The sequence below is a fragment of the Candidatus Poriferisodalis multihospitum genome, from assembly GCF_028283155.1.
Taxonomy (GTDB): Bacteria; Actinomycetota; Acidimicrobiia; order Acidimicrobiales; family Poriferisodalaceae; genus Poriferisodalis; species Poriferisodalis multihospitum.
Window position 1 is genome coordinate 1 of the sequence record NZ_JAPYOK010000096.1, and the last position, 24,461, is coordinate 24,461.

18 protein-coding genes are annotated in these 24,461 nt (G+C 67.5%); 11 read left to right on the forward strand and 7 right to left on the reverse strand.

Going from position 1 to position 24,461, the window contains the following annotated elements; all coding sequences use genetic code 11:
- The first annotated feature begins 224 nt into the window (after positions 1-224).
- From VI480_RS10180 to VI480_RS10190, 3 genes are all read left to right on the forward strand, one after another.
- On the forward strand, positions 225-1,355 hold the full coding sequence (locus VI480_RS10180; protein WP_323672727.1) for an epoxide hydrolase: 1,131 nt from the start codon (positions 225-227) through the stop codon (positions 1,353-1,355).
- A 37-nt stretch (positions 1,356-1,392) separates the two neighbouring features.
- Positions 1,393-3,066, forward strand: a complete 1,674-nt coding sequence (locus VI480_RS10185; protein WP_323672728.1) for a long-chain fatty acid--CoA ligase — start codon at positions 1,393-1,395, stop codon at positions 3,064-3,066.
- A gap of 72 nt (positions 3,067-3,138) precedes the next feature.
- Positions 3,139-3,441, forward strand: a complete 303-nt coding sequence (locus VI480_RS10190) for a hypothetical protein (protein WP_323672729.1) — start codon at positions 3,139-3,141, stop codon at positions 3,439-3,441.
- Between the two features lie 11 nt (positions 3,442-3,452).
- Here VI480_RS10190 and VI480_RS10195 read toward each other — a convergent pair whose 3' ends face one another.
- Both VI480_RS10195 and VI480_RS10200 read right to left on the reverse strand, forming a co-directional pair.
- A complete protein-coding gene (locus VI480_RS10195; protein ID WP_416246675.1) occupies positions 3,453-4,085 on the reverse strand; it encodes a class I SAM-dependent methyltransferase in 633 nt (210 codons plus the stop codon).
- Positions 4,082-4,864 carry a crotonase/enoyl-CoA hydratase family protein gene (locus tag VI480_RS10200; RefSeq protein ID WP_323672731.1) on the reverse strand — a complete coding sequence of 261 codons (783 nt, stop codon included), beginning with the start codon at positions 4,862-4,864 and terminating at the stop codon, positions 4,082-4,084. Before VI480_RS10200 ends, VI480_RS10195 begins: the two co-directional genes overlap by 4 nt.
- A gap of 77 nt (positions 4,865-4,941) precedes the next feature.
- On the opposite strand from VI480_RS10200, the gene VI480_RS10205 reads away from it, so the two are divergent.
- Positions 4,942-6,522 carry an alpha/beta hydrolase gene (locus VI480_RS10205; RefSeq protein WP_323672732.1) on the forward strand — a complete coding sequence of 527 codons (1,581 nt, stop codon included), beginning with the start codon at positions 4,942-4,944 and terminating at the stop codon, positions 6,520-6,522.
- Positions 6,523-6,559: 37 nt separating this feature from the next.
- Here VI480_RS10205 and VI480_RS10210 read toward each other — a convergent pair whose 3' ends face one another.
- A complete protein-coding gene (locus VI480_RS10210) occupies positions 6,560-8,056 on the reverse strand; it encodes a benzoate-CoA ligase family protein (RefSeq protein ID WP_323672733.1) in 1,497 nt (498 codons plus the stop codon).
- Between the two features lie 62 nt (positions 8,057-8,118).
- Between VI480_RS10210 and VI480_RS10215 the strand changes: the two genes are divergently transcribed.
- From VI480_RS10215 to VI480_RS10225, 3 genes are read left to right on the forward strand one after another with little or no spacing between them, the layout of a single operon-like run.
- Entirely contained in the window at positions 8,119-9,846 is a 1,728-nt protein-coding gene (locus VI480_RS10215; protein ID WP_416246676.1) for an enoyl-CoA hydratase-related protein, read from the forward strand.
- A 33-nt stretch (positions 9,847-9,879) separates the two neighbouring features.
- Positions 9,880-11,295, forward strand: a complete 1,416-nt coding sequence (gene boxB / locus VI480_RS10220; RefSeq protein WP_323672735.1) for a benzoyl-CoA 2,3-epoxidase subunit BoxB — start codon at positions 9,880-9,882, stop codon at positions 11,293-11,295.
- A 5-nt stretch (positions 11,296-11,300) separates the two neighbouring features.
- Positions 11,301-12,137 (forward strand): alpha/beta hydrolase, encoded by an 837-nt coding sequence (locus VI480_RS10225; RefSeq protein ID WP_323672736.1) that lies wholly within the window; start codon positions 11,301-11,303, stop codon positions 12,135-12,137.
- On the opposite strand, the gene VI480_RS10230 is transcribed toward VI480_RS10225, so the two are convergent.
- Positions 12,092-12,991 (reverse strand): alpha/beta hydrolase, encoded by a 900-nt coding sequence (locus VI480_RS10230; protein WP_323672737.1) that lies wholly within the window; start codon positions 12,989-12,991, stop codon positions 12,092-12,094. The two genes, VI480_RS10225 and VI480_RS10230, sit on opposite strands and share 46 nt — an antisense overlap.
- A gap of 32 nt (positions 12,992-13,023) precedes the next feature.
- Between VI480_RS10230 and VI480_RS10235 the strand changes: the two genes are divergently transcribed.
- Positions 13,024-13,776, forward strand: coding sequence for a hypothetical protein (locus VI480_RS10235; protein WP_323672738.1), 753 nt, complete (start codon positions 13,024-13,026; stop codon positions 13,774-13,776).
- Between the two features lie 10 nt (positions 13,777-13,786).
- Here VI480_RS10235 and VI480_RS10240 read toward each other — a convergent pair whose 3' ends face one another.
- Positions 13,787-16,681 carry a molybdopterin-dependent oxidoreductase gene (locus tag VI480_RS10240; protein WP_323672739.1) on the reverse strand — a complete coding sequence of 965 codons (2,895 nt, stop codon included), beginning with the start codon at positions 16,679-16,681 and terminating at the stop codon, positions 13,787-13,789.
- A complete protein-coding gene (locus VI480_RS10245; protein ID WP_323672740.1) occupies positions 16,678-17,985 on the reverse strand; it encodes a 4Fe-4S dicluster domain-containing protein in 1,308 nt (435 codons plus the stop codon). The genes VI480_RS10240 and VI480_RS10245 overlap by 4 nt, the downstream gene beginning before the upstream one ends.
- A 142-nt stretch (positions 17,986-18,127) precedes the next feature.
- On the opposite strand from VI480_RS10245, the gene VI480_RS10250 reads away from it, so the two are divergent.
- The 3 genes from VI480_RS10250 to VI480_RS10260 all read left to right on the forward strand — a co-directional run bounded on the left by VI480_RS10250 (position 18,128) and on the right by VI480_RS10260 (position 23,411).
- A complete protein-coding gene (locus VI480_RS10250; protein WP_323672741.1) occupies positions 18,128-19,372 on the forward strand; it encodes a glycine betaine/L-proline ABC transporter ATP-binding protein in 1,245 nt (414 codons plus the stop codon).
- Entirely contained in the window at positions 19,369-22,011 is a 2,643-nt protein-coding gene (locus VI480_RS10255; protein WP_323672742.1) for an ABC transporter permease, read from the forward strand. Before VI480_RS10250 ends, VI480_RS10255 begins: the two co-directional genes overlap by 4 nt.
- Before the next feature lie 191 nt (positions 22,012-22,202).
- Positions 22,203-23,411: a glycine betaine ABC transporter substrate-binding protein gene (locus VI480_RS10260; protein ID WP_323672743.1), complete on the forward strand. Its 1,209-nt coding sequence runs from the start codon at positions 22,203-22,205 to the stop codon at positions 23,409-23,411.
- 100 nt (positions 23,412-23,511) lie between these two features.
- Here the strand turns inward: VI480_RS10260 and VI480_RS10265 are convergent, their stop codons facing one another.
- Complete coding sequence (locus VI480_RS10265; RefSeq protein ID WP_323672744.1) at positions 23,512-24,339, reverse strand: SDR family NAD(P)-dependent oxidoreductase; 828 nt, start codon at positions 24,337-24,339, stop codon at positions 23,512-23,514.
- Positions 24,340-24,461 lie beyond the last annotated feature (122 nt).

Here is a 24,461-nt window from a genome sequence, read left to right on the forward strand (position 1 = left end):
CCCCTCCCAAGCTGGGCCCTCCCCACTCTTCGACCAGCACACCGACGAGGTCATGGCCGAAGTAGCCGGCCTTACGCCAGGCCAGATTGCCGACCTGCGAGCCGACGGCCACATCGGCGGCGAGCTCCCGCCCCCCGCCGAGCTCGGCTTCGTCTACGACTGACCGACGCCCCTGCCCTCGTACACCCCGGAGGCAAACGCACACCGCGGACTACGGTGCTCGGATGCAGATCGAACCGTTCCAGATCGACGTGCCGGACGAGCAGCTCGCAGACCTCAGGGACCGCTTGGCAAGAACACGCTGGCCGGACAGAGAACCGGTCGACAACTGGTCCCAGGGCATACCCCTGGCCTACGTCCAGGAAGTCTGCGACTACTGGGCCAACACCTACGACTGGCGAGCCCGCGAAGCCTCGCTCAACCGGTTCGACCAGTACACGGCCGACGTCGACGGCATGAACGTGCACTTCATCCACGTCCGCTCCCCCGAGCCCGATGCGATGCCGATCGTCATCACGCACGGCTGGCCCGGCTCAGTGGTCGAGTTCCACAAGGTCATCGAGCCCCTGGCCGATCCGGTCGCGCACGGCGGCAGCGCGGCCGATGCCTTCCACGTGATCTGCCCATCGCTGCCCGGGTACGGCTTCAGCGCCAAGCCGACCGAGCCCGGCTGGGGAATCGAGAAGATCGCCGACTGCTGGGCCGAGCTGATGACCGGCTTGGGCTACGACCGCTTCGGCGCGCAGGGCGGCGACTGGGGGTCAGCGGTCACCAGTGCGCTCGGCAGCCGCCACCCTGACCGCTGCGTGGGCATCCACCTGAACATGGTGATGCGCGGCAGCCGACCTAAGGACCGCGAACCCAACGACGAGGAGATCGCCGCTCTTACTAAGGCGAAGCACTACAACGACTGGGACTCCGGCTACTCGAAGCAGCAGTCCACCCGCCCCCAGACGCTGGGCTACGGCCTGACTGATTCGCCTGCCGGCCAGGCGGCATGGATCCTGGAGAAGTTCTGGGCGTGGACCGACTGCGACGGGCACCCGGAGAATGCGCTGGGCCGCGACGAGATGCTCGACAACGTCATGCTGTACTGGCTGAACGCCAACGCAGCCTCGTCGGGCCGCCTGTACTGGGAGAGCTTCCGGCAGCTCCCGCGCATGACGGTGGACGTTCCGACCGGCGTTGCCAAGTTCCCCGCCGAGATCATCCCGCCAGTTCGGGCATGGTCCGAGCCGATCTATTCCGACATCCGGCACTGGACCGAGATGCCCGCCGGCGGCCACTTCGCGGCCTTCGAGCAGCCCGAGCTGTTCGTCGACGACGTGCGCGCCTTCTTCAGCCTGCTCCGATGAGCACAATCCCCCAGCGACTGGCGCGGACTCGCCGCAAGTGACGGCAGAGCCCGTCGAGCCCATGCTGCGCGGCAACACCATGGATCGGCCGCTGCTGGTCTCGAGCCTCATTTCCTATGCAGCCCGCAGTCATGCCGGCACCGATGTGGTTTCGGTGGACTCGGCGGGCGTCACCACCCGCAGCTCCTGGGGCAAGGTGGCAGAGCGAGCCCGATTGGTATCGGGGGCGCTGGTCGCCGACGGCATCGGGTCCGGCGACCGCGTCGCCACCATCGCATGCAACGACCACCGCCACCTGGAGGCCTATTACGGCATCACCGGCGTCGGAGCTGTGCTGCACACCGTCAACCCCCGGCTCCACGAGAACCAATTGGCGTTCATTCTCAACGACGCCGCCGACAGCGTGGTGCTCGTCGACCAGTCGTTCGTCGACATCGCTGCACGCCTCGCGCCGCGCACGCCGACGGTCCGCCGCTGGGTGGTGCTCGGCCGGCTCGATGCCCCTGCCGGCCTGCCCGGCGAGATCGCTTACGAAGACTGGATCGCAGCCGCACCGGGCCCCGCTGCGTGGCCCGATTTCGACGAGCGTGCGGCCGCAACCCTCTGCTACACGTCGGGCACCACCGGCAACCCCAAGGGCGTCTTGCAGAGCCACCGGTCGATCGTGCTGCAGACCTGGGCCACCTGCACCGGCGACGGCCACGACGTGCACTCAGGGCATGCCGTGCTCGGCACTGTGCCGATGTTCCACGTCAACGGCTGGGCGCTGCCGTTCGCCACCGCGATGAGCGGTGCCAAGCTCGTGCTGCCCGGTCCCGACCTGAGCCCCGAGGCCATCGTGAACCTCATCGAAGCCGAGGACATCACGTTCTCGGCCGGGGTTCCCACGATCTGGCTGGGCGTTGTGCAGTACCTGCAGGACACAGGTCGAAACGTGCCCTCCCTGCAGAAGGTGGCCGTCGGAGGTTCGGCCGCGCCGCGGGTGCTCATCGACACGCTCGAGGACGACTACGGCGTCACGGTCAGCCACGTCTGGGGCATGACCGAGATGACCCAGGGAACATCGGGGCGCTTTACGCACCGGGTCGACCGTGCCAGCCGCGACGCCCAACGCGACCGCCAGGCCAAGGCCGGCCGCGAGATGTACGGCATCGAGCTGCGTGTGGTCGACGCCGACGGCAACGTCTTGCCCCATGACGGTCGCAGCGTCGGTGAAATCCAGGCACGCGGTCCGTGGATGTGCGGCGCGTACTACCTCGGCGAACTCGCCGACCCCGGCGCATTCGCTGATTCGTTTGTGGATGGAACTGACGGCGGCTGGCTGCGCACGGGTGACGTGGGCGCACTGGATGCCGAGGGCTACCTGACCCTGACCGACCGGTCGAAGGATGTCATCAAGAGCGGCGGCGAGTGGATCAGCTCGATCGAGCTGGAGAACGCTGCGCTCGTTGCGCCGGATGTGACGGCGGCCGCGGTCATCGGCCTGCCGCACGAGCGCTGGGGCGAACGGCCGCTGCTCATCGTCGAACTCGCCGCTGGTGCCACCCTCGATGCCAGCGCCGTGCTGGATGCGATCCGGCCCCGGGTGGCGTCGTGGTGGCTTCCCGACGACATCATCGTCGCAAACGAGATCCCGCTGACAGGCACAGGAAAGATCGACAAGAAACTCCTGCGTACCCGCTATGCCGGCCACGCCTGGTCGGGGACCTGAACCACCGACCTGCACCCGGAATCAGGCAGGTCGCCAGTAGCATGGTCCGCTGGACAGACGCGAGGTATTGACATGGCTGCCGGTCGCACAACGTTCGAGAAACTGCAGAGGGACCGGGCCAAGAAGGCGAAGGCCGAGGCCAAGCGCGCCAAGCGCATGGGCAAGATCCCCCAGAGCGGTCCGCTGGTCAACGAGACACCTGAGCCCGAAGGCACAGGTGCCGTGCTCGACGGCAACCTCGACGAGGAGCTGTCGGCGGCTGATCTGATCCGCCTTGTCGAAGAGGTGCAGACCCAATTCGACAATGACGAGATCAGCTTCGATGAGTACGAGGAGCGCAAGATCGAGCTCCTCGCCCGCCTGCCCACGGACTGAGCCTCAGCCTCCTAGACGGTGCAGCGGTGCACCGAGACTGCGTAGTCGCCGCCGTCGAACGGGGCGCCTTCCCACGTTGAGTAGCGGGCCTCGAGCTCCAGCCCGTTGCGTTCGGCGAGTGCGTCGTACACGTGCAGCGCCAAGTAGCCGTCGCTGAGCTGGAAGCCCGCCACGAGCACGCCGCTGGGTCGCAGGTGCGAAGCGATGTTGGCCACCACCGCGGCCTCGGTGCCGCGTTCGAGGAAGATCATCACGTTGCCCGCGGCCACCGCAGCGTCGAATAGCCGTCGCTCGCCGGTGTCGCCCGAACTGCTGGAATCCCTCGATATGCCTGTGTCCCTCAAGATGCCAGCGCTGGCCAGGTCGCCCTGAATCCACGCAAGCTCGGGCGCCTTGTTGCGTGCAAGGTCGAGCATGGCGGGGTCCAAGTCGACGCCGACGACGTGGTGGCCCCGCCGGGCCAGCTCGATGGCGACCCGGCCGGTGCCGCACCCTGCGTCGAGCACGCTGCCGCCTCGCGGCAGCAGCGAATCGACCAAGTCGGCTTCGCCGTGAATCGACTCGCCGCGCGCCGCCTTTTGGGCCCAGCGATCGTCGTATTCGGCGCCGCGGGGTATGTCGCCTCGTTCGGCCCAGCGGCTCAGCGGTCTTCCCAGTTCGGGTCACGCCGCTCGGCGAAGGCGGTCGCACCCTCGATGGCATCGGATGACGCGAAGACATCCTCGAGCGCCGGCTGTTGGAATGCCCAGAAGTCGTCTTCGGACACGCCGAGCACGTTGCGGATCAGCGCCTTGGAGGCACGCACGCCCTTCGGAGCATTGCGGGCGATGCGCTCGCCGAGTTCGACGGCCACGTTCACTGCCTCGCCCTTCGGGCACACCCGGTTCACCATGCCGTGCTGGTGCGCGACTTCGGCCGTGATCGGCTCCGCGGTCAGCGCCATCTCCATGGCCAGGCTGTAGGGAAGCTGGCGCGGCAGGCGCAGCAGCGCGCCGGCACCTGCGAACAGCCCGACACCTACCTCGGGAATGCCGAGCATGGTGCCTTCCGATGCCACGATCAGATCGCACGACAGCGCCACTTCCAGCCCTCCTGCCAGGGCGAAGCGCTCCACCGCGGCGACGAGCGGCTTGGCTGCACTGCGCTCCGCGATGCCCCCGAAGCCGCGTCCGGCCGGGTTCGGCATCGCATCGATCCCGCCGCCCTCCACGAACGCTTTGAGATCCATGCCCGCGCTGAATCCCCGCCCGGCGCCGGTGATCACGCCGACGCGCACATCAGGGTTGGCATCGAGCTCGTCGAGCGCCTCGCCGAGCGCTTCTGAGAGTGCCATGTTGAATGCGTTCATCGCATCCGGGCGGTTCAGCGTGAGGATCTGCACGTAGCCGCGCTGTTCGACCAAAACCAAGGGCTCTTCGCTCACTGGGACTCCTTTGTGACGACGGGCGTAGTGTAGGAGTGACACGGAATCTGGTCGCGGCGGCCGGGGCGGAGGGCGGCATGGCAGGCGACGGCAACGGCGATGCGGCGGCGCCGGCGGAGGTCACCGACCTGCTGGCCCGGATCGAGATGGCCGAGCCAGCCGAGGTGCCCATGCTCGTGCAGCTCCTGGCCCGCACACCGGAGCTGCAGCAGGCCCAGGGCGCGAATGCCCTTCGAGCTGCCCGGGCGCTGAGCGTCCACGGCGGCCCGCAGATGTTCTCCATCGCCGGTGAGCTGGCTGCGCGCGCCCACCGCGACGGTGTGCCGGGCGCCGGCACCGTCTTCGCAGAATGCGCCGACAAGATGAGCCTGCTGAGCGGCAGGCCCCAGCAATTCGGGACGGTGGTCACGACGCACTTGGGCGACCTCGTGCTGGCACCTGTCGACGGCAGCGTCGACGACGATTCCCGTGCGCGGATGGGGCTGCCCACCCTCGACCAACGGCGTACCGAGATCGACCGGCGCAACCGGGAGCTCGCCCGCGAACGGGCCGCCGACGGCGGGCTGCCGCCGGGTCAGCGCATGTGCCGCGTGTGGCGCGACCCCTCTCCCGAATTCCTGACTGCACAGCTCGCCGCCCACCCCGAAGGCTGCTGGGCCGACGGCGACGAGCTGACCCTCGCATGCCGCAGTGACGCTGTCGGCTTGCTGCCCGGTCCCGTCATCGAATTGCCCATGTGGCGAGTCGGTGCCGAAGACGGCAATGGCCGCAGCAACGGCACCGATGGAAGCCACGGCGATCTGTGGGCGCTCAGCGTGCGCATCGAACGCCTCAGTGAAGCCGTCATCGGCTACGGCTTCTGGCCGCTCGACGACGGCGGGGGTCTGCTGGGGGGCCAGCGCGGCCCGGTCCCGCACCGTTTCCGGGGCCCCGACGCGCCTGCCGAAGTCCCGTCGCACCCCGACGACGAGCTGCGCGGCCTCACCCAGACGCACACGCTCGACAGCACCTCGCTGCGCACCAGGCGCACGATCACCGTGTACCTGCCGCCCAATCACTCCCCTGCCGAGCGATTGCCGGTGCTGTATGCCACCGACGGCGGCATGATCGGCCCATACATCCGCCGCCTCGACGCCGGCGTCGCCAACGAGACGGTCCCCCGTTTCGTGCTGGTAGCAGCCCACTCCGCGCCGATGGGCGGCTACGGGAACGAACGGGCCATGGAGTACCTGCCCGGCTTCGACAACGACCGCTTCGACCGTCACCAGCGTTTCTTCGTGGAAGAGCTGTCGGCCTGGGCCGAGCAGTCATTCGGCGTCTCCGATGACCGCAGCCAGCGCGGCGTGTTCGGCGCATCTGACGGCGGCGGCCACGCCTTGGCGGTCGGGCACATGCACCGCGACAAGTACGGGCACGCCATGGCGTATTCCACCGGCATGCCGCCGAACGAGCAGATGAACTGGAATGCCGCCGAGGCGCCGTTCGTCCACCTCTGCGCTGGGACGCTCGAGGGCGGCTTCCACCAGGCGACCGAGGCGTGGGCGGCATGGCTGCACTTTGCCAAGTCGCCGCACGACTGGACCGAGCGAGTCTGCGGCCACGATCTCATCCAGTGGATCGAAGAACTCCCCCGCGCTGTCACACGCGCTTGGGGCTGAGCACATGACCTAGCTGCAGAGGCGGCGGGCGCACCGCCTAGTCGCGGAGCAGGTAGCGCTTGACCTTGCCCGTGGCGGTGAGCGGCAGCTCCTCCACCAGATCCACCCAGCGGGGGTACTTGTACGCCGCAAGCCGCTCACGCACATGCGCCTGCACCCGCTCAGCCAACGTGTCGCGACGCGCGCCCTCAGTGGGAACCACGAACGCGTGCGGCTTGGTCAGTCCTTCAGCGTCCAGGTCGCCGACAACAGCCGCCAGAATCACGTCATCCATTTCGAGAATGCAGCCCTCGACCTCGATCGGCGAGACCCAGATGCCTCCCACCTTCAGCATGTCGTCGGAGCGCCCCATGTAGGTATAGGTGCCGTCAGGGTTGCGCATGTAGGTGTCACCGGTGGCGAGAAAGCGTCCCTGGAGCGCCGCCCGGGTTCGCTCCGTGCGGTTCCAGTAGCCGGTCATCACCGAGCCGCCCGCGACATGCAGTGCTCCCGGCTCGCCGTCGGCCACCTCATTGCCGTGCTCATCGCGCAGCGACACCTCGTAGCCGTCGAGCGGCGTGCCGGTGGTGCCGGGCACCGAGGCGCCCCGCCGGTTGGAGATGGCGATGTGGGCCAGCTCGGTGGTGCCGATGCCGTCGAGAATCTCCACGCCGAAGCGTTCGGCGAAGCGCCGGTGAATCTCGGGGGGCAGCGGCTCGCCGCCGGAGATGCCTTGCCGCACCGACGAGAACGTGTCCTCCGGTAGGTCCGCTGCCAGCAGCTGCGCGTAGTTGGTGGGCACGCTGAAGAACAGCGTGGGCCGGTGGCTGCGAACGTGGTCGGCGACCGCAGCCGGCTCGGGCCGGTCGGGGTTCAGCACCGCTATTGCACCCGTTCCTGAAGAGAAGTAGCCAGAGTTGCCCAGCCCGTAGGCGAAGAACAGCTTGGGCACCGAGTAGACGACATCGTCGGGTCCCATGTCCAGCACGGCACGGGCGTAGCTGTCGGTGCAGACCGACATGTCGATGTGGCGGTGCATCGCGCCCTTGGGCTGCCCGGTGGTGCCTGAGGTGTAGAGCCAGAACGCAACGTCGTCGTCGGTGGCCGGAAAGGGCTCGGGCGCCGCACTCGGATCCCCCAGCAGTCCCGTGTCGGTGTCGTCGATCGTCCAGCGCAGGAATGGCTGACCGTCAGCTGCGGGCAGCACCTCGGAAGCGAACGGCGGCGAGTACACCAGCCCGACGGCGCGGCTGTCGGATAGCAGGAACGCGTAGTCGTGCTGGCGCACCATCGTCGAGACCGGCACGGGCACCGCGCCGATCCACATCGCACCCCAGAACCACCACAGGAATGCAGGCGTGTCGGCGGCGCACATCATCACTCGCTGCTCCGGCTGCACGCCGCGCTCGGCGAGCGCTGCCGCAGCTGCCTTGGTGCCCGCAACCATCTGGGCCCGGCTCGTGTGCTGCCCGCTTGCAGCGTCGATGATCGCCGTGACCCCAGGGTTGGCCTCTGCCGGTTCGATGACGAATCGGTGCACGGCATTCGCGCTCACGCTGCCCTCCTCGTCAGATCCGTGAACATTGGGACACGCGGGTGTCGAAGCGAACACTAACGATGCACACTCATCGTGTGAGCACTGCGCCAACGCAGCCGGCAGGCACCGAGGTTTACCTCGACTTCTTCAGCGATCTACGACCGTGGCGGCACTGGACGCTGCGCGTCGATGGCTCGATCGCCACGCTGCTGATGTATGTGCAACCCGACGGCGGCATCTTCGACGGCGCTGAGCTGAAGCTGAACAGCTACGACATGGGCGTCGAGCTGGAGTTCGCCGACGCCGTCCGCCGCATCCGCTTCGAGCACCCCGAGGTGGGTTGCGTAGTGATCGGCAGCGGCTACGAGGGGGTGTTCTGCGCGGGAGCCAATATCCGGGCACTGGCTGCGGCGACCCACGCTCACAAGGTGAACCTGTGCAAGTTCACCAACGAGACCCGTCTGGAACTCGAAGAGGCCTCGGCCGGCAGCGGGCTGCGATTCCTCGCTGCGGTGGGAGGTGCGTGCTCGGGAGGCGGGTACGAATTGGCGCTCGCGACCGATCACATTCTGCTGGTGGATGACCGGAACACTGCCGTATCTCTGCCCGAGGTGCCTTTGCTGGGTGTCCTGCCGGGCACGGGCGGACTCACCCGGCTGACCGACAAGCGCCACGTCCGCCGTGACCGTGCCGATGTGTTCGCCACCAGAGCCGAGGGCCTGCGGGGCGGGGTGGCGCTGGAGTGGGGCCTCGTGGACGAGCTGGCGCCGCGTACGTCGTTCGACGAAGCGGTGAACGCAAGAGCGGCTGCGCTGACAGAACACAGCCGCGCCGCAGGTGCCTTCGTCAGCGACGAACCCGCGATGCTGGAACCCCTCGACATCTCGCCCACCCCAGACGGCAGCGTGATCGGCGAGTTCGTTGCCATGGCGCCGGACCGCGATCGGGCCTGCGCGGAGGTGCTGATCAGCGCGAGCGCCCATCCGCGCTGGCCGCTGCGGGCGGCACGGGAGCTCGATGCACTCTTGTGCCATCTGCGCTTCAACGAACCCGAGCTGGGCACGGTGGTGCTGCTGACCGACGGCAGCCACGCCAGCGTCACCGCCCACGACCGGGCGTTGCGCGAGCCCGCCAACCATGCCGAACGGGAAACCGCCCTGCTCTGGCGCCGCACCCTGTCGCGGCTCGATCTCACCGCTCGCACGCTCATCGCCGCAGTCGAACCCGGCTCGTGCTTCGCGGGCGTGCTCGCCGAGGTTGCCCTGGCGGCCGATCGCACCTACCTCTTGGACGGCGAGTTCGTCGACGAGCGGCCCGACGATGCCGTCGGCATGGCCGTGCGAGCGCTGCGAGGACCCCAGAGCGCAGACGCCGTGCTGCCGACGCTGGCGATGACCGAGATCAGCCTGGGCTCGATGCCCATGGCGAACGGCCTCACCCGGCTGCAGTCACGTCTCTGGGGAGACGACGCAGCCATCGCCGCCGCCCGCGACACCGTCGGTTCAGCCCTGGATGCGCAGGCAGCGGCAGAAGCCGGCCTGGCCACCGCGACCCCAGATGATCTCGATTGGGACGACGATTTGAGGCTGGCGGTCGAGGAGCGCGCCGCCTTCTCGCCCGACGCGCTCACCGCAATGGAGGCCAACCACCGCTTCTGCGGCCCCGAGACCATGGCGACGAAGATCTTCGGCCGGCTGTCGGCCTGGCAGAACTGGATCTTCATCCGCCCGAACGCCACCGGTCCAGACGGCGCGTTGACCCGCTACGGCACAGGAACCCGCCCGAGCTACGCCACGACCCGTGTGTAGGGTCAACTCTCGCGGCGACGAGGGGAAGCGCCCGTGAGCAAGATCGACTACAGCGAGCGCATCCCCAACAACGTCGGGCTCTCCGAGGACCGCCGGCTGCAGCGGGCGCTGGAAGGCTGGCAGCCCAAGTTCGCCCGCTGGTGGGATGAGCTGGGCCCCGCCGGTTTCTCGGGAAACGACGTCTACCTGCGCACCGCCACCGACACCAGCGCTGAGGGCTGGGCCCACTTCGACTACGTCAAGATGCCCGACTACCGCTGGGGCATCTTCCTGTCGGCTCCCAAGCCCGACCGTCGCATCGGCTTCGGCGAATCAGCGGGCGAGCCCGTGTGGCAGGAAGTGCCGGGTGAGTTTCGCAGCGACCTGCGCCGCCTGATCGTGGTGCAGGGCGATACCGAGCCGGCGTCGGTGGAACAGCAGCGGCATCTCGGCCACACTGCGCCGTCGCTGTACGACCTGCGCAACCTGTTCCAGATCAACGTCGAGGAGGGCCGCCACCTGTGGGCGATGGTGTACCTGCTCCATGCGCATTTCGGCCGCGACGGCCGTGAGGAGGCCGAGGCGCTGCTGGAGCGGCACTCCGGCGATCCCGACAATCCCCGCATCCTGAACGCTTTCAACGAGAAGACCTCCGACTGGCTCTCGTTCCTGGCGTTCACCTACTTCACCGACCGTGACGGCAAGTACCAGCTCGGTGCACTGGCCGAGTCGGCGTTCGATCCGCTCAGCCGCACCTGCGAGTTCATGCTGCGCGAGGAGGCGCACCACATGTTCGTGGGCGCGACCGGCATGGGACGCGTTGCGCAGCGCACCTGCGAGGTGATGGTCGAAAACGACACCGACGATGTCCGGCCCTTCGGCGTCGTCGACTTGCCGACGCTGCAGAAGTACATCAACTTCCACTACGCCGTCTCGCTCGACCTGTTCGGCGCGGAGGCCTCGACGAACGGCGCCAACTTCTACACCGCCGGTCTCAAGGGCCGTTTTGACGAGTCTGCGTACGATGACGACCACGTGCTCACGTCCACGACGTTCGCCTGCACCGAGGTGGTCGACGGTGCGCTGGCAACCGTGGAGCGGCCTTCGCTGCAGGTGGTGAACCTGCAGTTGCGCGATTCGTATTCCGACGACTGCGAGAAGGGGCTGCGGCGCTGGAACCGCTTGATCGCCGAGGCCGGCGTCGACTTCGAGCTGACGCTGCCGCACCCGGGCTTCAACCGAGCCGTGGGCGTGTTCGCTCCGCACGACATCACGCCCGACGGCAGCGTGGTCAGCAGGGCCGAATGGGAAGCATCGTGCGGCGAATGGCTTCCCACCGACGACGACCGCGACTACATCACTTCGCTCATGTCGCCCGTCTACGAGCCGGGGCGCATGGCCGGCTGGATCGCTCCACCGGCTCGCGGCGTCAACACCAGGCCGGTCGAATACGACTACGTGCGCCTGTAGTTGCCATGGGCTCTGCAGCAGGCGAAGTCAACGCAGGCAGCGCTGTCACCGTGGACGACCGCCTGCAGGTCGGCACGGTTGGCATCGCATACCGTCGGATCTCTCCCGGAGGCATCGACAGCCGGCACAGCAGCGGGAACAGCCCGGTGATCGTGATGCTGCACGAAGGCCTCGGCAGCATCACGCAGTGGCGCGACTTGCCCGAGGTGCTGGCGCGCCGGTGCGGACTGGAGATCATCGCCTACGACCGCAGCGGCTATGGCCGCTCAGACCCGGTGCCCGAGACCTACAGCGACGGCTTCATGGAACGCGAGGCCACCGAGATGCTGCCCGCCGTGCTTGACGAGCTCGGCGTCCGCCGCCCGATTCTCGTCGGTCACAGCGACGGGGCGTCCATCTCGCTGATTGCGGCAGGGTCGGGCTCGGTCGTTCCGCTCGGCGTGGCCGTCATCGCGCCGCATTCGTTCATCGAGGACATCTGCATCGAGGGCATACGCGCCATCGACGGCCAGCGCGGGCAGGTGATCTCGGGACTCGCCCGCCACCACGACCACCCCCGTCTCGCCTTCGAACGCTGGCGAGACGTCTGGCTGACGCCGCGGTTTCGCCACTGGGACATCCGGCCGCTGCTCGAGCGCATCGACTGCCCGGTCCTGGTATTGCAGGGCGAGGGCGATCAGTACGGCACCGAGGCGCAGGTGTCGACGATCGTCCAGTCAGCGCCGAACGCGAGCGGCCACCTGCTTGCCGACTGCGGCCACGTCGCGCACCGCGACCAGCCCGAGCGCATCGCCGACTATTTGGCCGACTTCGTCTCCGGCTGCGCGGCCGCCGCTTCCTGACCCAGCACTGCCGCAAGTGCGTCGGACGCGATCACGTCGGGCGCCTCAAACGGCCCGAAGTGCCCCAGCCCGTGGTACGTGATGAGCCGCGAGTTGCCCAACGCCTCGTGCGCGGGCACCCCGATGTCCTCGAAGGTCATCTCGAGTCCCTTGCCGATGACCACCGGTGTCTGGCCGCCCTCGAGGCGAGCCGTCGTGGAGACCCACTCGCCGTCGTAGGTTGCCGCCTCGTCTGCGGCGCGGCAGCGCAACCGCACCGAGCCGTCGGGCAGATCCTCGAACCCGTTGGCGAGGTAGCTCGCCAGCGCATCGGCCCGCACACCGCTGAACGGCGGCCGCGATGCGAAGCGTTCGAAGGCCTCGCCGCGTGAGGCGAATTCCTCCCGGCGCTTCGTGGTGAGCGCGATCAACGGGTTCTCACCGGGGCCGAATTGGTCTTCGATGCGCCACACCACCGGCTCGTAGCCGTACATGCGCCGGATGGTGCCGGGCCGCTGCACATCGGCCAGCAGCAGCGTCGCGGCGCCGATCGAATGCCCGACGCAGTCCAACTCGCCGTGAGCGATGCCCAGATGATCGACGATGCCAAGCAGGTCATTGGCCAGTGAGGTCCACAGGAAGTCCCGATCGGCGGGCGGCGGACTCCAGCCGTGGGCGCGGAGATCAGGCGCCCAGACGGTGAAGTGCTCGGTCAGGCGATCTGTGAATGGTCCATAGGCACGGCCGTTGAAGCCCGTGGCGTGCACGAACAGCAGCGGCGGCCCGTCGCCGCCCAGTCGATGAAGCGCGAGCTCGACGCCTTCGGCTACTTCGACCATCTCCGGTGCCGGCGTGCCACCGTCGGAACCACTCATGTTCGGACAGCGCATGTGCTAGTCATGCGCGCATGGGTACTACACGGGGAGCCGAAGCCGCTGAGGCGCCACCCGATCTCGAGTTCTTCTGGGATCCGGTGTGCCCCTTTGCCTGGATCACGTCGCGCTGGGTCGAGAAAGTGGTTGCCCAGACGGGCTACTCGGTGGACTGGCGTTTCATCTCGCTGCGCATCCTGAACAAGCACCGCGACTACGCCACGGAGTTTCCCGCCGGGTACGAGCAGGGCCACACCGCAGGGCTGCGGATGCTCCGGGTGGCAGCCCAAGTGCGCGCCGAACTGGGCCGTGACGTCATGGGCCCGCTGTACGACGCCATGGGCCAGCACTACTGGGAGATGCCTAAGGGCTCGGGCCTGCGGGATCGCATCGGCACCGTGGAGCACACCGCAGAGGCATTGGCTACTGCGGGTCTGCCGACGGACTTCGCCGCAACGGTCGACGACGAGACATGGGATGCCGAGATCGAGGCCGAAACGGAGCTTGCCCTGAGCCGCACCGGTCGCGACGTCGGCACGCCGATCATCACATTCGAGCCGCCCGACGGCCTGTCGTTCTTCGGCCCGGTGATCTCTCGGGTTCCCTCCGACGAGCAGGCCGTGCCGCTATGGAATGCCGTCATCGAGCTGGCGCGCTTCCCGGGCTTCGCCGAGCTGAAGCGTTCGCTGCGCGAAGCCCCGCAGCTGAATGTGCTGGGGACCATCACGGAAGCACCCGAGATGGAGGACTGGGAAGCAGGTTCCCGCAAAGCGCACAAGCCCAGCTAGCCAAGTCCAGCTAGCTCAGATCGAAGCGGTAGGCCTCGGAGGTGGGCTTGAGGGGGCGCGCCAACCACGTCGGGCGGCGCAGTCCGCCGGGACCGGGAGCCGGCCGCGTCATCGCCAGCCACTCCTCATAGGCCTCGCGGGCCAGCGCAGTGTCGACCACTACATCGCCGTAGCGGTCGCCGGGTTCGGCCGGGCCAACTCGCACCCGCTGGTGCCAGCACTGCATGCCGGAGATCGGGTCGGGCTGCACCGAGAACGTGAGGTTCTGGTGGACGCCAGTGTCGTTCCACCAAATCCGCTCAGAATCGGGGTCGTCGGAGGCGAACGGCGTCATCGAACCGGTGCGCCGGAGCTGCCACACGGTGCCGTCACGCTGGATCTCCGCAGGACCGCCGGCCCAAGATCTCGGGCCGCCAGCGCGGGCACTTGCTGGCGGCTCAGCCTCGGGCGCAGGGTCGAGGCGCCAGCGACCCATGTGGTGCGAGGCCGCCACCACGCCGGGACGGATGCCTTCGGTGCGCCAAGCCGAGATGACGAAGTGGCCGATGCGCGTGCTGATCCGCACGAGGCCGCCCATCTCGATGCCGAGCGCTTCGGCATCAGAAGGGTGAATCCACAGCGGATGGCGGTGGCTGATCTCCGCCAGCCACTTGGCGTTCGCTGACCGGGTGTGGATGAGCGTCGGGATGCGGAACGTCGGCACCAGGATCCGCTCGTTGCCGGCCAGGTCCAGCTGCTGCCAGTGAACGTGGCTGGGAATCCAGCCCGGTGTCGCATGCTCGGGCCACCCCCATTCGGCCAGCGTCGTGGAATACAGCTCCAGCTTGCGCGAGGGCGTCGGGAACCCCTGACGAGCCGCTCCTGCGACCTGCACCGCCACCGAGCCGTCGCCGAGCGGCGGCAGCGCCGCGGCGCCGCGGACGGTGTCGCGCGACGGCCGGTGGACATCGTCGTCGGCCAGGACGGTTCCGGCCAATTGCGCTGGCTGAACAACCCGCTCATGGTGGCCGTAGGGATCGCCGCGCACGGCGTAGGCGCCCCGGTCGCGCATGAACTCGAGCGGTGTCTGCCCCGCGGCTGCGGCATCGTCGGCCAGACCGGGCACCTCGTCGGTGAAGATCGCCTCGTAGTACTCGTCGATGCCGATGGGCTCGCCAGGGCGGGACGGGCTCTCGAACCACTGGCGGATGCCGAGCGAGCCGTCGGGGTCGATCCGCCACGACAGGTCGATCCAGAACTCATTCTCCTCCCAGACCTCGCCTGGGTTGAATTCGTGAGTCCGGCTGTCGGGGCCGAGTTCGGCGCCCCGCAGCTCGGCATATCGCCGCATCACCGGTTGGCGAAAGCCCAGCCATTGGCCTGCATGTGTCTCGAACGATGCCAGATCATGGCGTTCTGAGCCGACGCCCATCGGCAGCACGTAGTCGGCGAACCACGCTGTCTCCGACCACGTCGGGGTCAGCGCCACATGGCAGCCCACTCGCTCGGGGTCGCTCAGCGCCTCCAGCCAGCTGAACCCGTCGGGATTCGTCCACACCGGGTTGTAGACGCGGGTGAAGTACGTGTCGAGCTTGCCCCTGCCCTCGCGCAGGAAGTGCGGCAGCAGAATCGACATCTCGTGGTGGCTGAGCGGGTACTCACGCGGCCACGACAGCTCGTTCCAGTGCTCCACCGGCGGCGGCCGCAGCGGCGGCGCGGGCTTCAGCTTGTGCCAGCCCGCCCCTGTGGTGCCCCCTACCGTGCCGACCGACCCGGTGAGCACGTTGAGCAGGAACAGGCACCGCGCGGTCTGCCAACCGCCCAGGTTGCCCGCGCCGGCGGCGCGCCAGTTGTGAGAGGCGAAGCGGCCCAGCGCTCCGCCGATCGCCCGCGCGATCTCTCGCAGATCATCCGCATCCACCCCGGACAGCTCTGCGGCCCGCTCCGGGATGTACTCCGCATAAGCGTCGCGCAGCGCCACCTCGACCGACTCGAACGTCGGCGGCAGATCGGGCCGGGTCTCGGCCAGGTAGGTCTGCCAGTTCGTCCATCGGTGCACGAAGGCTCGGTCCCACGTGCCTGCTTCGAGCAGGAGATGGGCCAGGCTCAGCAGCAGGACCGGTTCGGTGCCGGGCCACGCCGGCAGCCAGTGATCGGCCTTGGCCCCCGTGTTCGACAGTCGCGGATCGACGCAGATCACCGTCGCCCCGCGCTGCTGGGCCTCGATGATGCGCTGGGCGTGCGGGTTGAAATAGTGCCCAGCCTCGAGGTGGCTCGAGATCAGGAAGATGACCTCGGCATTGGCGAAGTCCGACGAGGGCCGGTCGTGGCCCATCCACGTCGCGTAGCCGACGCGGGCGCTGGAGGAGCAGACGTTGGTGTGGCTGTTGTGCCCGTCGACGCCCCACGCCGTGAGCACGCGCTCGGTGTAGCCGTCTTCGCCCGGCCGGCCGACGTGATACATGATCTCGTCGCGGCGGCCTTCCACGATGGCCGTCCGGATGCGTGCGGCGATCGCGGTCAGCGCTTCGTCCCAGCTGACACGTTCCCATCCGCCGCCGCCGCGCTCGCCCGTCCGGCGCAGCGGGTACAGGATGCGCTCGGTGTCGTGCACCTGGTTGATGGTGGCGGGGCCCTTGGCGCAGTTGCGACCGCGGGATGCGGGGTGTTCGGGGTTGCCTTCGAAACGCACGACCTCATCGGTGTCTCGGTCGATATAGGCCACGAGTCCGCAGGCCGCCTCGCAGTTGAAGCAGGTAGTCGGCACCAGGGTGTAGTTGCGCTCGACACGTTTCGGCCACGCCGCGGCGTCGAACTCGGACCAGTCATGCCATTGGTCGTGCGGCGCCGCCGCACCGAGGTGCATTGCCGGGCTGGCTGCTGGGCCTGGCGAGGAGCTCTGTTCGCTGGTGCGTCGCTCGCTCATGAGAGGGGAACCGCCTGCGCTGCACGCAGGTAGGCACGGTCGTGCCGGTAGAGCCATGCCAAGACCGCAGCAGCAACGACTGGGGTCCAGGCGAAGACCGCAGCGTTCGCTCGGAGGGCCACAAAGGCCGCCCACACCGCGCCGCCCCCCAGCACGGCTTCACCCGCCAGCCGGCCGATGAGCGCCAGTGCCGGCCGATCTGCCCACAGCACCCGGCCGCGGCACTGGCGCAGCAGCAGCGCGGTGTACGCGGCGGTCAACAACGAGAACACCGCCGTCGGGCCGATCAGCACCACGAACCACGCGGAACCGCCCCACAGGCCCGCGATGCCCCACAGCGTCACCAGCGCACCATCGATCATGATCACCCACGCACCCGCGGTGATCCAGCTGCGGAGCCGGCCCTTGGCGAACAGGTACCAGAAGCGCTCGGGCCGCTTCAGATCGGCAATGAGCAGCACGCCCGTCACTGCCAGCGCCACCAGGGCGATCACCGCAGGGCCGGTGGCAACGGCGGCACGGTCGTCCCAGCCCAGCAACGCCGCGGCAGCAGCCCACAGCATCACCCCGGCCGCCACCCCTTTCGTCACCATGTAGCCGGCAACCTTGGCCCCCCACGGCTCGTCATGGGACACGGTGTAAGCCGTGCGTGCCGCCGGGGTTGCCTTCGACTCGGACGGCCACGAGGCGCTGCCGGTCCAGTCGGCCCAGATCAGCCCGTCGTCGGCCACCGGGCGCGCCAGCGGATCCAACGCCTCGGGCACGGTGCCCGCGTAGTGCACCTTGGGCAGGGTGCGGCGCTCGGGTGCCCGCACCGGCAGGTTCTCGGTGCGGATGCGAGCCGCAACCGTGTCCTCCGGGCTGTCGTGATCTACCACGGTGATGGCCCGCGTCGGGCAGACCGACACGCACGAAGGCTCGAGCCCGACTTCCAGCTTGTGCTGGCAGAAGTTGCATTTGTGCGCCGTGCCGGTGGTCGGCGAGATGTACAGCGCGTCGTACGGGCACGCGTTCATACAGCCCTTGCAGCCGATGCAGCGGGAATCGTCGAAATCCACCACGCCGTTGGACGCCCGGAAGAGCGCACCGGTCGGGCAGATCGCGATGCAAGGCGCATCGTCGCAGTGGTTGCAGCGCATCACCGCAAAGTGCCGCTGCGTCTGCGGGAACTCACCGGTCTCTACGTAGTTGACCCACGTCCGGTTGACGCCGAGCGGCACGTCGTGCTCGCTCTTGCAGGCCACGGTGCACGCGTGGCAGCCGATGCACGCGCCGCTGTCCAGCAGGAACCCCAAGCGCGTCACGGCCAACAGGATCGCACACCTCTGGCCTTTTTCTGGCCTTTCGCGACAGCGATCTGTTCCGACCTCCCGGACGGATGCGAACGGATTACCGACCGACATCCGCGGCGCGCCTAACGTGGCACCGGACAAACCAGGGGGACACATGAGCGACGACGCCGCCAACGGCGCGGCTGAGGGCGACGAGATCATCCGCCTCAGCGACGTCTACAAGATCTTCGGGCCGCAGCCGAGAGGCCGTGCCTTCGAGCTGGCTCGTTCGGGCGTGCCCAAGAACGACGTGCAACGGCTCTCAGGGCATGTCGTCGGGCTCACCGACGTGAACTTCTCGGTCAACCGGGGCGAGATCTTCGTGGTGATGGGCCTGTCCGGTTCCGGCAAGTCGACGGCCATCCGGATGGTCAACAAGCTGCACGACGTCACCCACGGCGAGGTGCTGGTGGACGGCGTCGACGTGCAGAAGCTGTACGGGACCGACCTGCAGGAGTTCCGACGGGAGAAGATGGGGATGGTCTTCCAGCACTTCGCCCTCTTCCCGCATCGCAAAGTGATCGACAACGTCGGCTACGGGCTCAAGGTGCAGAAGGTCGACCGCTCTGAGCGAAACGAAGCCTCCATGCGGGCACTGTCGCTGGTCGGACTCGCTGCGTTCGCCGATCACCGGCCCGCCCAGCTCTCCGGCGGCATGCAGCAGCGCGTCGGCCTCGCTCGTGCACTGGCCTCCGATCCGGACATCCTCCTCATGGACGAGGCGTTCAGCGCGCTCGACCCGCTCATCCGGCGTCAGATGCAAGACGAGATGATGGAGATCCAAGCCGAGGTCCACAAGACGATCCTTTTCATCACCCACGACCTCAACGAGGCGCTGCGCATCGGCGACCGGGTCTGCATCATGAAGGACGGCGCAGTCGTACAGATCGGTACACCCGAAGAGATCCTGACCGAGCCGGCCACCGGCTACGTGGCCGAGTTCGTCCAAGACGTCGACCAGGGGCGGGTCATCAAGGTCCACGAGGTCATGTCCGAACCGAGGCCGATCCCGGCCGACATCTCGCTCAGCGATGCACTCACCCTCTGCCAGGACATTGCGGGCCGGTTCTGCTGCGACTCCTCAGGCAAGCCGGTCTCGCTGTTGACGGCGGCCGACGGTTTGCGGGCCCGCGGCATGGGAAGCAACGACCTCAAGAAGGCGCTGCGCTCCGATTTCGACAGGTGCAGCCCGGACGCCACATTGAACGAGCTCTACGCAGCCGCAGGGCGTGGCCTCTCGATCGCCGTGGTCGACGATAAAGGCACACTCGTCGGCAATCTGGATCCCCGTCTCATCATGGAAGAGATGGGTCGAGTCGAACAGCTGATAGACGACTTCGAGCGGGAGGTGTTCATGTGAGCGCCGCCATGCTCCTCGCCCAGGCCAACGGCGAAGAAACAACCGACTCTGGCCATTTCATCGACCAAGTCGTCGACGTCGTCACTGCTCCTGAGGCTGGGGATCGCTTGGCCGACTGGGCGACGACCGGCGTCGAATGGGCACTGTTGCTGGGGCTCCTCATCGTCCCGGCGCTCCTGCTCTTCGGCGGGGCGATCGGTCGCCGCTACGGCATGGCGGCCGGCGGTCTCATCGGGCTCGTCGCTGTGTGGTGGTACCGCTTCAGGTCTGAAGAGATCATCTCGTCGGGCACCCATGCCTACCGCGTCGACGGCGAGACGGTCTACTGCCGAGACGCACTCGTCGATGCCGAGGGCCAGCTCTTGGAGTGCACGTCGGGCGTCGTGGCGCAAGCACGGCAGAACACCGTGCTCGACAACTGGCAGATCCCAGTCGGCGACTGGGTGGAACAGACCGTATTCTGGGTCGACAACAACCTGCAGGCCACCATCGGAGTCATCAAGTGGCCGTTCGACACGCTGATCAACATCATCGTGAATGAGTGGCTGCTGCAGATGTCGTGGTTGACGGTGTGCATCGCGGTCTTCCTGATCGGCTGGCTGATCCGCAACTTCCAGGTCGGCTTCATGGCTTTCATCGGCCTGCTGGTCTGCGGTCTGCTCGGCGAGGCCTTCTGGCGAGAAACGGCGTTGACCATCGGCTTCATCGGCGTGGCCGTTCTTGTGTGCGTGATCGTCGGCATACCCATCGGGGTTTTGTGCGGGCGCGTCGATGGCGCATGGAAGGTGGTCCGGCCAATCCTGGATGCGATGCAGGTCGTTCACTCGTTCGTGTACATGCTGCCGTTCGTCTTCTTCTTCAAGATCGGCTTCGTCGCAGCCACCATGGTCACCATGACGTTCGCTTTGCCGCCGCTGATCCGCCTCACGAACCTCGGCATCCGGCAGGTTCCCGAGGACGTCGTCGAAGCATCACGCGCCTACGGCGCGCCTGAATGGCGCGTCCTCGCCGACGTGCAGCTGCCGCTGGCACGGCCGGCGATCATGACCGGTCTCAACCAGACGCTGCTGCTCGCCATCTCGATGCTCGGCATCGCCGCCATCATGGGCGCAGGCGGCTTGGGCAGCCTGCTGTTCCGCGCCATCAACAATCTCGACATCGCACTGGCCGGCTCTGCGGGCTTGGCCTTCTTCCTGGTGGCCGTTGTGCTGGATCGACTCAGCCAGCCCGAGGCAGGTGATTCGGGCAATCTGCTCAGCCGGATTACCCAGGCTTGGAAGCACCGGCGGACCCCCGAGGAGCTGCTCGTCGATACCGAGGCTGCCGAGACGACAGCCAAGGATGCCGAACCCCCCGTACCCGACGAGGCGTTCGAGACTGTGGGCCCCCGGGAACGTGGCGCAGTCATCGCCACGGCTATCGGCGCGGTCATCACGCTCGTCGCGTTGCTGCTGCCCTGGAACGCGAATGCCGGTCTCGTCTCCGCCTACGCACGCAGCTCCGATACCGATCTTCGCTCGATGGAATGTTCCGGGGAGTGGGTGGAAGAGCAGTCGCTCAACCCGCTCGCTGAGGGCGGCACGGAGCTCGTTTGTGTCGGCGACCTCAGTTTCGTTTCTCAGAACTTCAACGGCCTCTCGGCTTCAGGCGGCTCGTGGTTCGGGATCTTCATCGGGGTGATGGCTGCGGTGTCGCTTTTCGCAGCCGTCAACACCTTGTTCCGACCCGGCAGAGGTTCGCGCTGGATGTCGGCACACGGGGCCGCGGTCTTCTCGCTGGCAACGCTCATGACGACCATCGCCTACCTGTTTGCCCGACCACCCGACAAGGTGGAGGAACTCGGCATCTTCAGCGTCGGTATCGGCATCTACCTGGCGGTCATCGGCGCAATCGTGGCGACCGCGGCCGCGTGCCTCTGGCTCTGGCGGGCACCGATGACCGCACGACGACCGCTGCCGGCGAACATCGGCTGGGGACGCCTGCTGGGCGGGTCATTCGCCGTGCTGCTGCTCGTCATGGGCGGCTACTCGGGATGGAGTTTCGACACGCGGGCCGAATCGGTCATCGACGACGAACTCCAGGCCGAGCTTGACCAGATTGCCGCCGACGGAGCAGCGGCCTTGGCGGCAGCGCGTGCTGCGGCGGTGGGCGCCGACGAAGCCGAAGCCGCTGGCGACGACATCAGAGCGCAGGAACTGCGGCGCGAAGAGAATCGGCAGCTGGCCCTTGAGGGGGTGAAGGCGGCCGACATCGCATCGAAGATCGCTCAAGCCAAACGACAGGGCGACATCATCCACGACGGATTCGAGTCCGAAGGCGCCGGCATAGGCATCTGGACGCTGATCGGCGGGTTCGTCGGACTCGTGATGATCGTGCCTGCGATCGGATTGACCGGGATCGATGAGGCGCGCCGCTATCGCTGGAGCGCCCTGGTAGGCGGCATCGGTATGGGCGTTGCGATTTTGCCCCTTGCATGGATCCTGACGATCGTCCGCGTGGCCGACGAGAATCTCGTCTCCGGTGTTGGATCCGTACTGGTGCTGGCGGCGGGGTTCACCATGTTCGCGACTTCCCGCGGCACCCTCTCGGAATTCGAGCGGAACAAGATCTACGGCGATATTCCAGCCAACACGGGCTAGCCATCGATTCGCTCTGCGCAGAGCACTCCGAACATGTATGCGCGGTCTAGGGTGTTAGGCGCGCACATGGCCCGACTACGCTGCTGCGCAAGGAGCCCTCGTCGAGCCGGGCGAACGGCGCCGCACATGCGTGGTCGCAACCAGAAGCGCCGCGTGACGCAATCTGTCGCAGATCAGGGAGGATCTCCGCAATGAAATCGAAACGATGGACCAAGCTGCTGTTGCTACTAGCAGCATTCGCACTATTCGCTGCTGCATGCGGCGGCGACGGCGACGACGACGCCACCGAGACCGCTGAAACAGAGGCTCCCGCCGCCACGACCGAAGCCATGGTCGAAGAGGAGCCGATGGAAGAAGAGATGTCGATGACGCCTGGTGAGGGTGTCAGCGTCACGATGGGCCGCGCCAACTGGAGCACCGGCTACTTCCAGGCAGAGCTCTACAAGCAGCTGCTTGAGGAGCTGGGCTACACGGTGAGCGATCCGGCCGAGCTTGAACTCGGGCCCAACCTCGGTTACATCGCTATGGCTGAGGGTCAGATGGACTTCTGGGCCAACAGCTGGTATCCGGGGCATTTGGCGTGGCTGGCAGGCGAGCTGCCTGACGGCTCGCTCGTCGGCGACCACCTGACGGTGCTGGGCGAGGAGATGATCGCCGGCGGCCTGCAGGGCTTCTTGGTGACCAAGTCGTTCGCGGACGAGTTCGGCGTGTACACCATGGATGCGCTGAACAGCAACGCCGATGCGTTGGCCGCATTCGACGAGACTGACCCGGTGCCGGGCAACGGCATTGCCGACATCTTCGGCTGCCCGGAGTCGTGGACCTGCGACAACATCATCACCAACCAGATCCTGTTCTCGGGCTGGGACAACATCAACCAGACCATTGCCGGCTACGACGCCATGTTCGCCCAAGCCGTCGACTCGGCTAACGAGGGCGTCCCGATGGTGGCCTACACCTGGACGCCGTCGGCGTACATCACGCAGCTGCGTCCCGGCGACAACGTGTACTGGATGGGTGTCGACGACATCCTCGACGACTCCAACCCGTCTGGCACTGAGGGCGGCGAGGAGCACTCGCAGCGGGGCGAGGACGGCACCGGCGGCTACGCGGCCATCGGTCCGGACCAGTGCCCGTCGGCGGCCGACAATGCTGACGGGCTGTGCCCGATCGGCTGGATTGCGGCTGACATCCTGGTCACGGCCAACAACGACTTCCTCGCTGCCAACCCGGCGGCAGCTTCACTGCTCGAAGCAGTGAAGCTGTCGGTGATCGAGGTGTCGCTGGCCAACGTGGAGCAGGGCGAGGGCGCTGCCCCGGGTGATCTGGCTACTGACTGGATCGCCAACAACCGGGCCACGGTTGACGCCTGGCTCGACGCAGCACGCGCCGCTGCGTAAATCTCTGAACGCAGCCGCAGCCCGGCAGGGCTGACGGCTCAGGCGCACAACGGAGGGCGCCGGACTGCGGTCCGGCGCCCTCCGCGCGTTCGAGCGCGGCTCAGTCCTCGAGTTCCGGCAGGGCCGGCGGAGCGTTCGAGGCCGTCACGCGGGCCAAACCGCCGTCCACCACCAGCGTCTCGCCGGTGACGTAGCGGGAGGCATCCGATGCGAAGAACAGCACCACGTCGGCGATGTCGTCGCCGAAGCCCCAGCGCTTGAGCGCAATCTGGCCGGCGAGATCCTCAATAAGGCCTGGCACGTTATTGCGCGCTTCCTCCCAGATGGCAGTCGCTATCAGGCCGGGCGCGATCGAGTTCACCCGGATGCCGTCGGGGCCCCAGTCCGCTGCAAGTGCTCGAGTCATGGCGTCGACGGCACCCTTGGTGCCGGCATAGGCGACACGGCCGAGCGGTCCGTGCACGCCGGCGACGGAGCTGATGTTGATCACCGATCCCCCGCCGCGAGCGACCATCGATGGTGCCAACCCGGTGCTCAACATGACCAGCGACCTCACGTTGATCGAGAAGACCAGGTCAAAATCGGCCTCGCTGAGTTGAGCCGGCGTGCGCCGCATCGGAATGCCCGCGTTGTTGACCAGCACGTCGACGCCGTCGACCTCGTTGAGGATGCGCCGTGCCAAGTCGGTGCCTGCTCCCGCGGGAGCGAGATCGGCCGTCAGTACGACCGGATCATGCAGCAATTCAGCAGCGACGCGTTCCAGATCCGCCGTGGTCCGACCCGTCAGCACCACCCGCGCCCCTGCGCCGTCCAACGCCCGCGCGCAGGCTTCACCGATGCCCCGGCTTGCCCCAGTGACTACCGCCACCTTGCCGTCCAGCCGCGCAATGGCTTGCCCGGGTGCGTACGAATCGCTGCTGTTCGTCATAGGCGGCAAAGTAGCGTTCGCCGCCTCAGCCGACAGATCTCGCAGCGGTCCGACGACATCTCCGTTTGCTGGGGCCTGGAGCCGCGCTCCTCGGATCAGCCGCGGTGCGAACCTTCGTCGAG

Coding starts and splice junctions, on each gene's coding strand:
- VI480_RS10180 (WP_323672727.1), top strand. CDS start 225: ATGCAGATCGAACCGTTCCAGATCGACGTGCCGGACGAGCAGCTCGCA.
- VI480_RS10190 (WP_323672729.1), top strand. CDS start 3,139: ATGGCTGCCGGTCGCACAACGTTCGAGAAACTGCAGAGGGACCGGGCC.
- VI480_RS10205 (WP_323672732.1), top strand. CDS start 4,942: ATGGCAGGCGACGGCAACGGCGATGCGGCGGCGCCGGCGGAGGTCACC.
- VI480_RS10215 (WP_416246676.1), top strand. CDS start 8,119: ATGCACACTCATCGTGTGAGCACTGCGCCAACGCAGCCGGCAGGCACC.
- VI480_RS10225 (WP_323672736.1), top strand. CDS start 11,301: ATGGGCTCTGCAGCAGGCGAAGTCAACGCAGGCAGCGCTGTCACCGTG.
- VI480_RS10230 (WP_323672737.1), bottom strand. CDS start 12,991: ATGAGTGGTTCCGACGGTGGCACGCCGGCACCGGAGATGGTCGAAGTA.
- VI480_RS10235 (WP_323672738.1), top strand. CDS start 13,024: ATGGGTACTACACGGGGAGCCGAAGCCGCTGAGGCGCCACCCGATCTC.
- VI480_RS10240 (WP_323672739.1), bottom strand. CDS start 16,681: ATGAGCGAGCGACGCACCAGCGAACAGAGCTCCTCGCCAGGCCCAGCA.
- VI480_RS10250 (WP_323672741.1), top strand. CDS start 18,128: ATGAGCGACGACGCCGCCAACGGCGCGGCTGAGGGCGACGAGATCATC.
- VI480_RS10260 (WP_323672743.1), top strand. CDS start 22,203: ATGAAATCGAAACGATGGACCAAGCTGCTGTTGCTACTAGCAGCATTC.
- VI480_RS10265 (WP_323672744.1), bottom strand. CDS start 24,339: ATGACGAACAGCAGCGATTCGTACGCACCCGGGCAAGCCATTGCGCGG.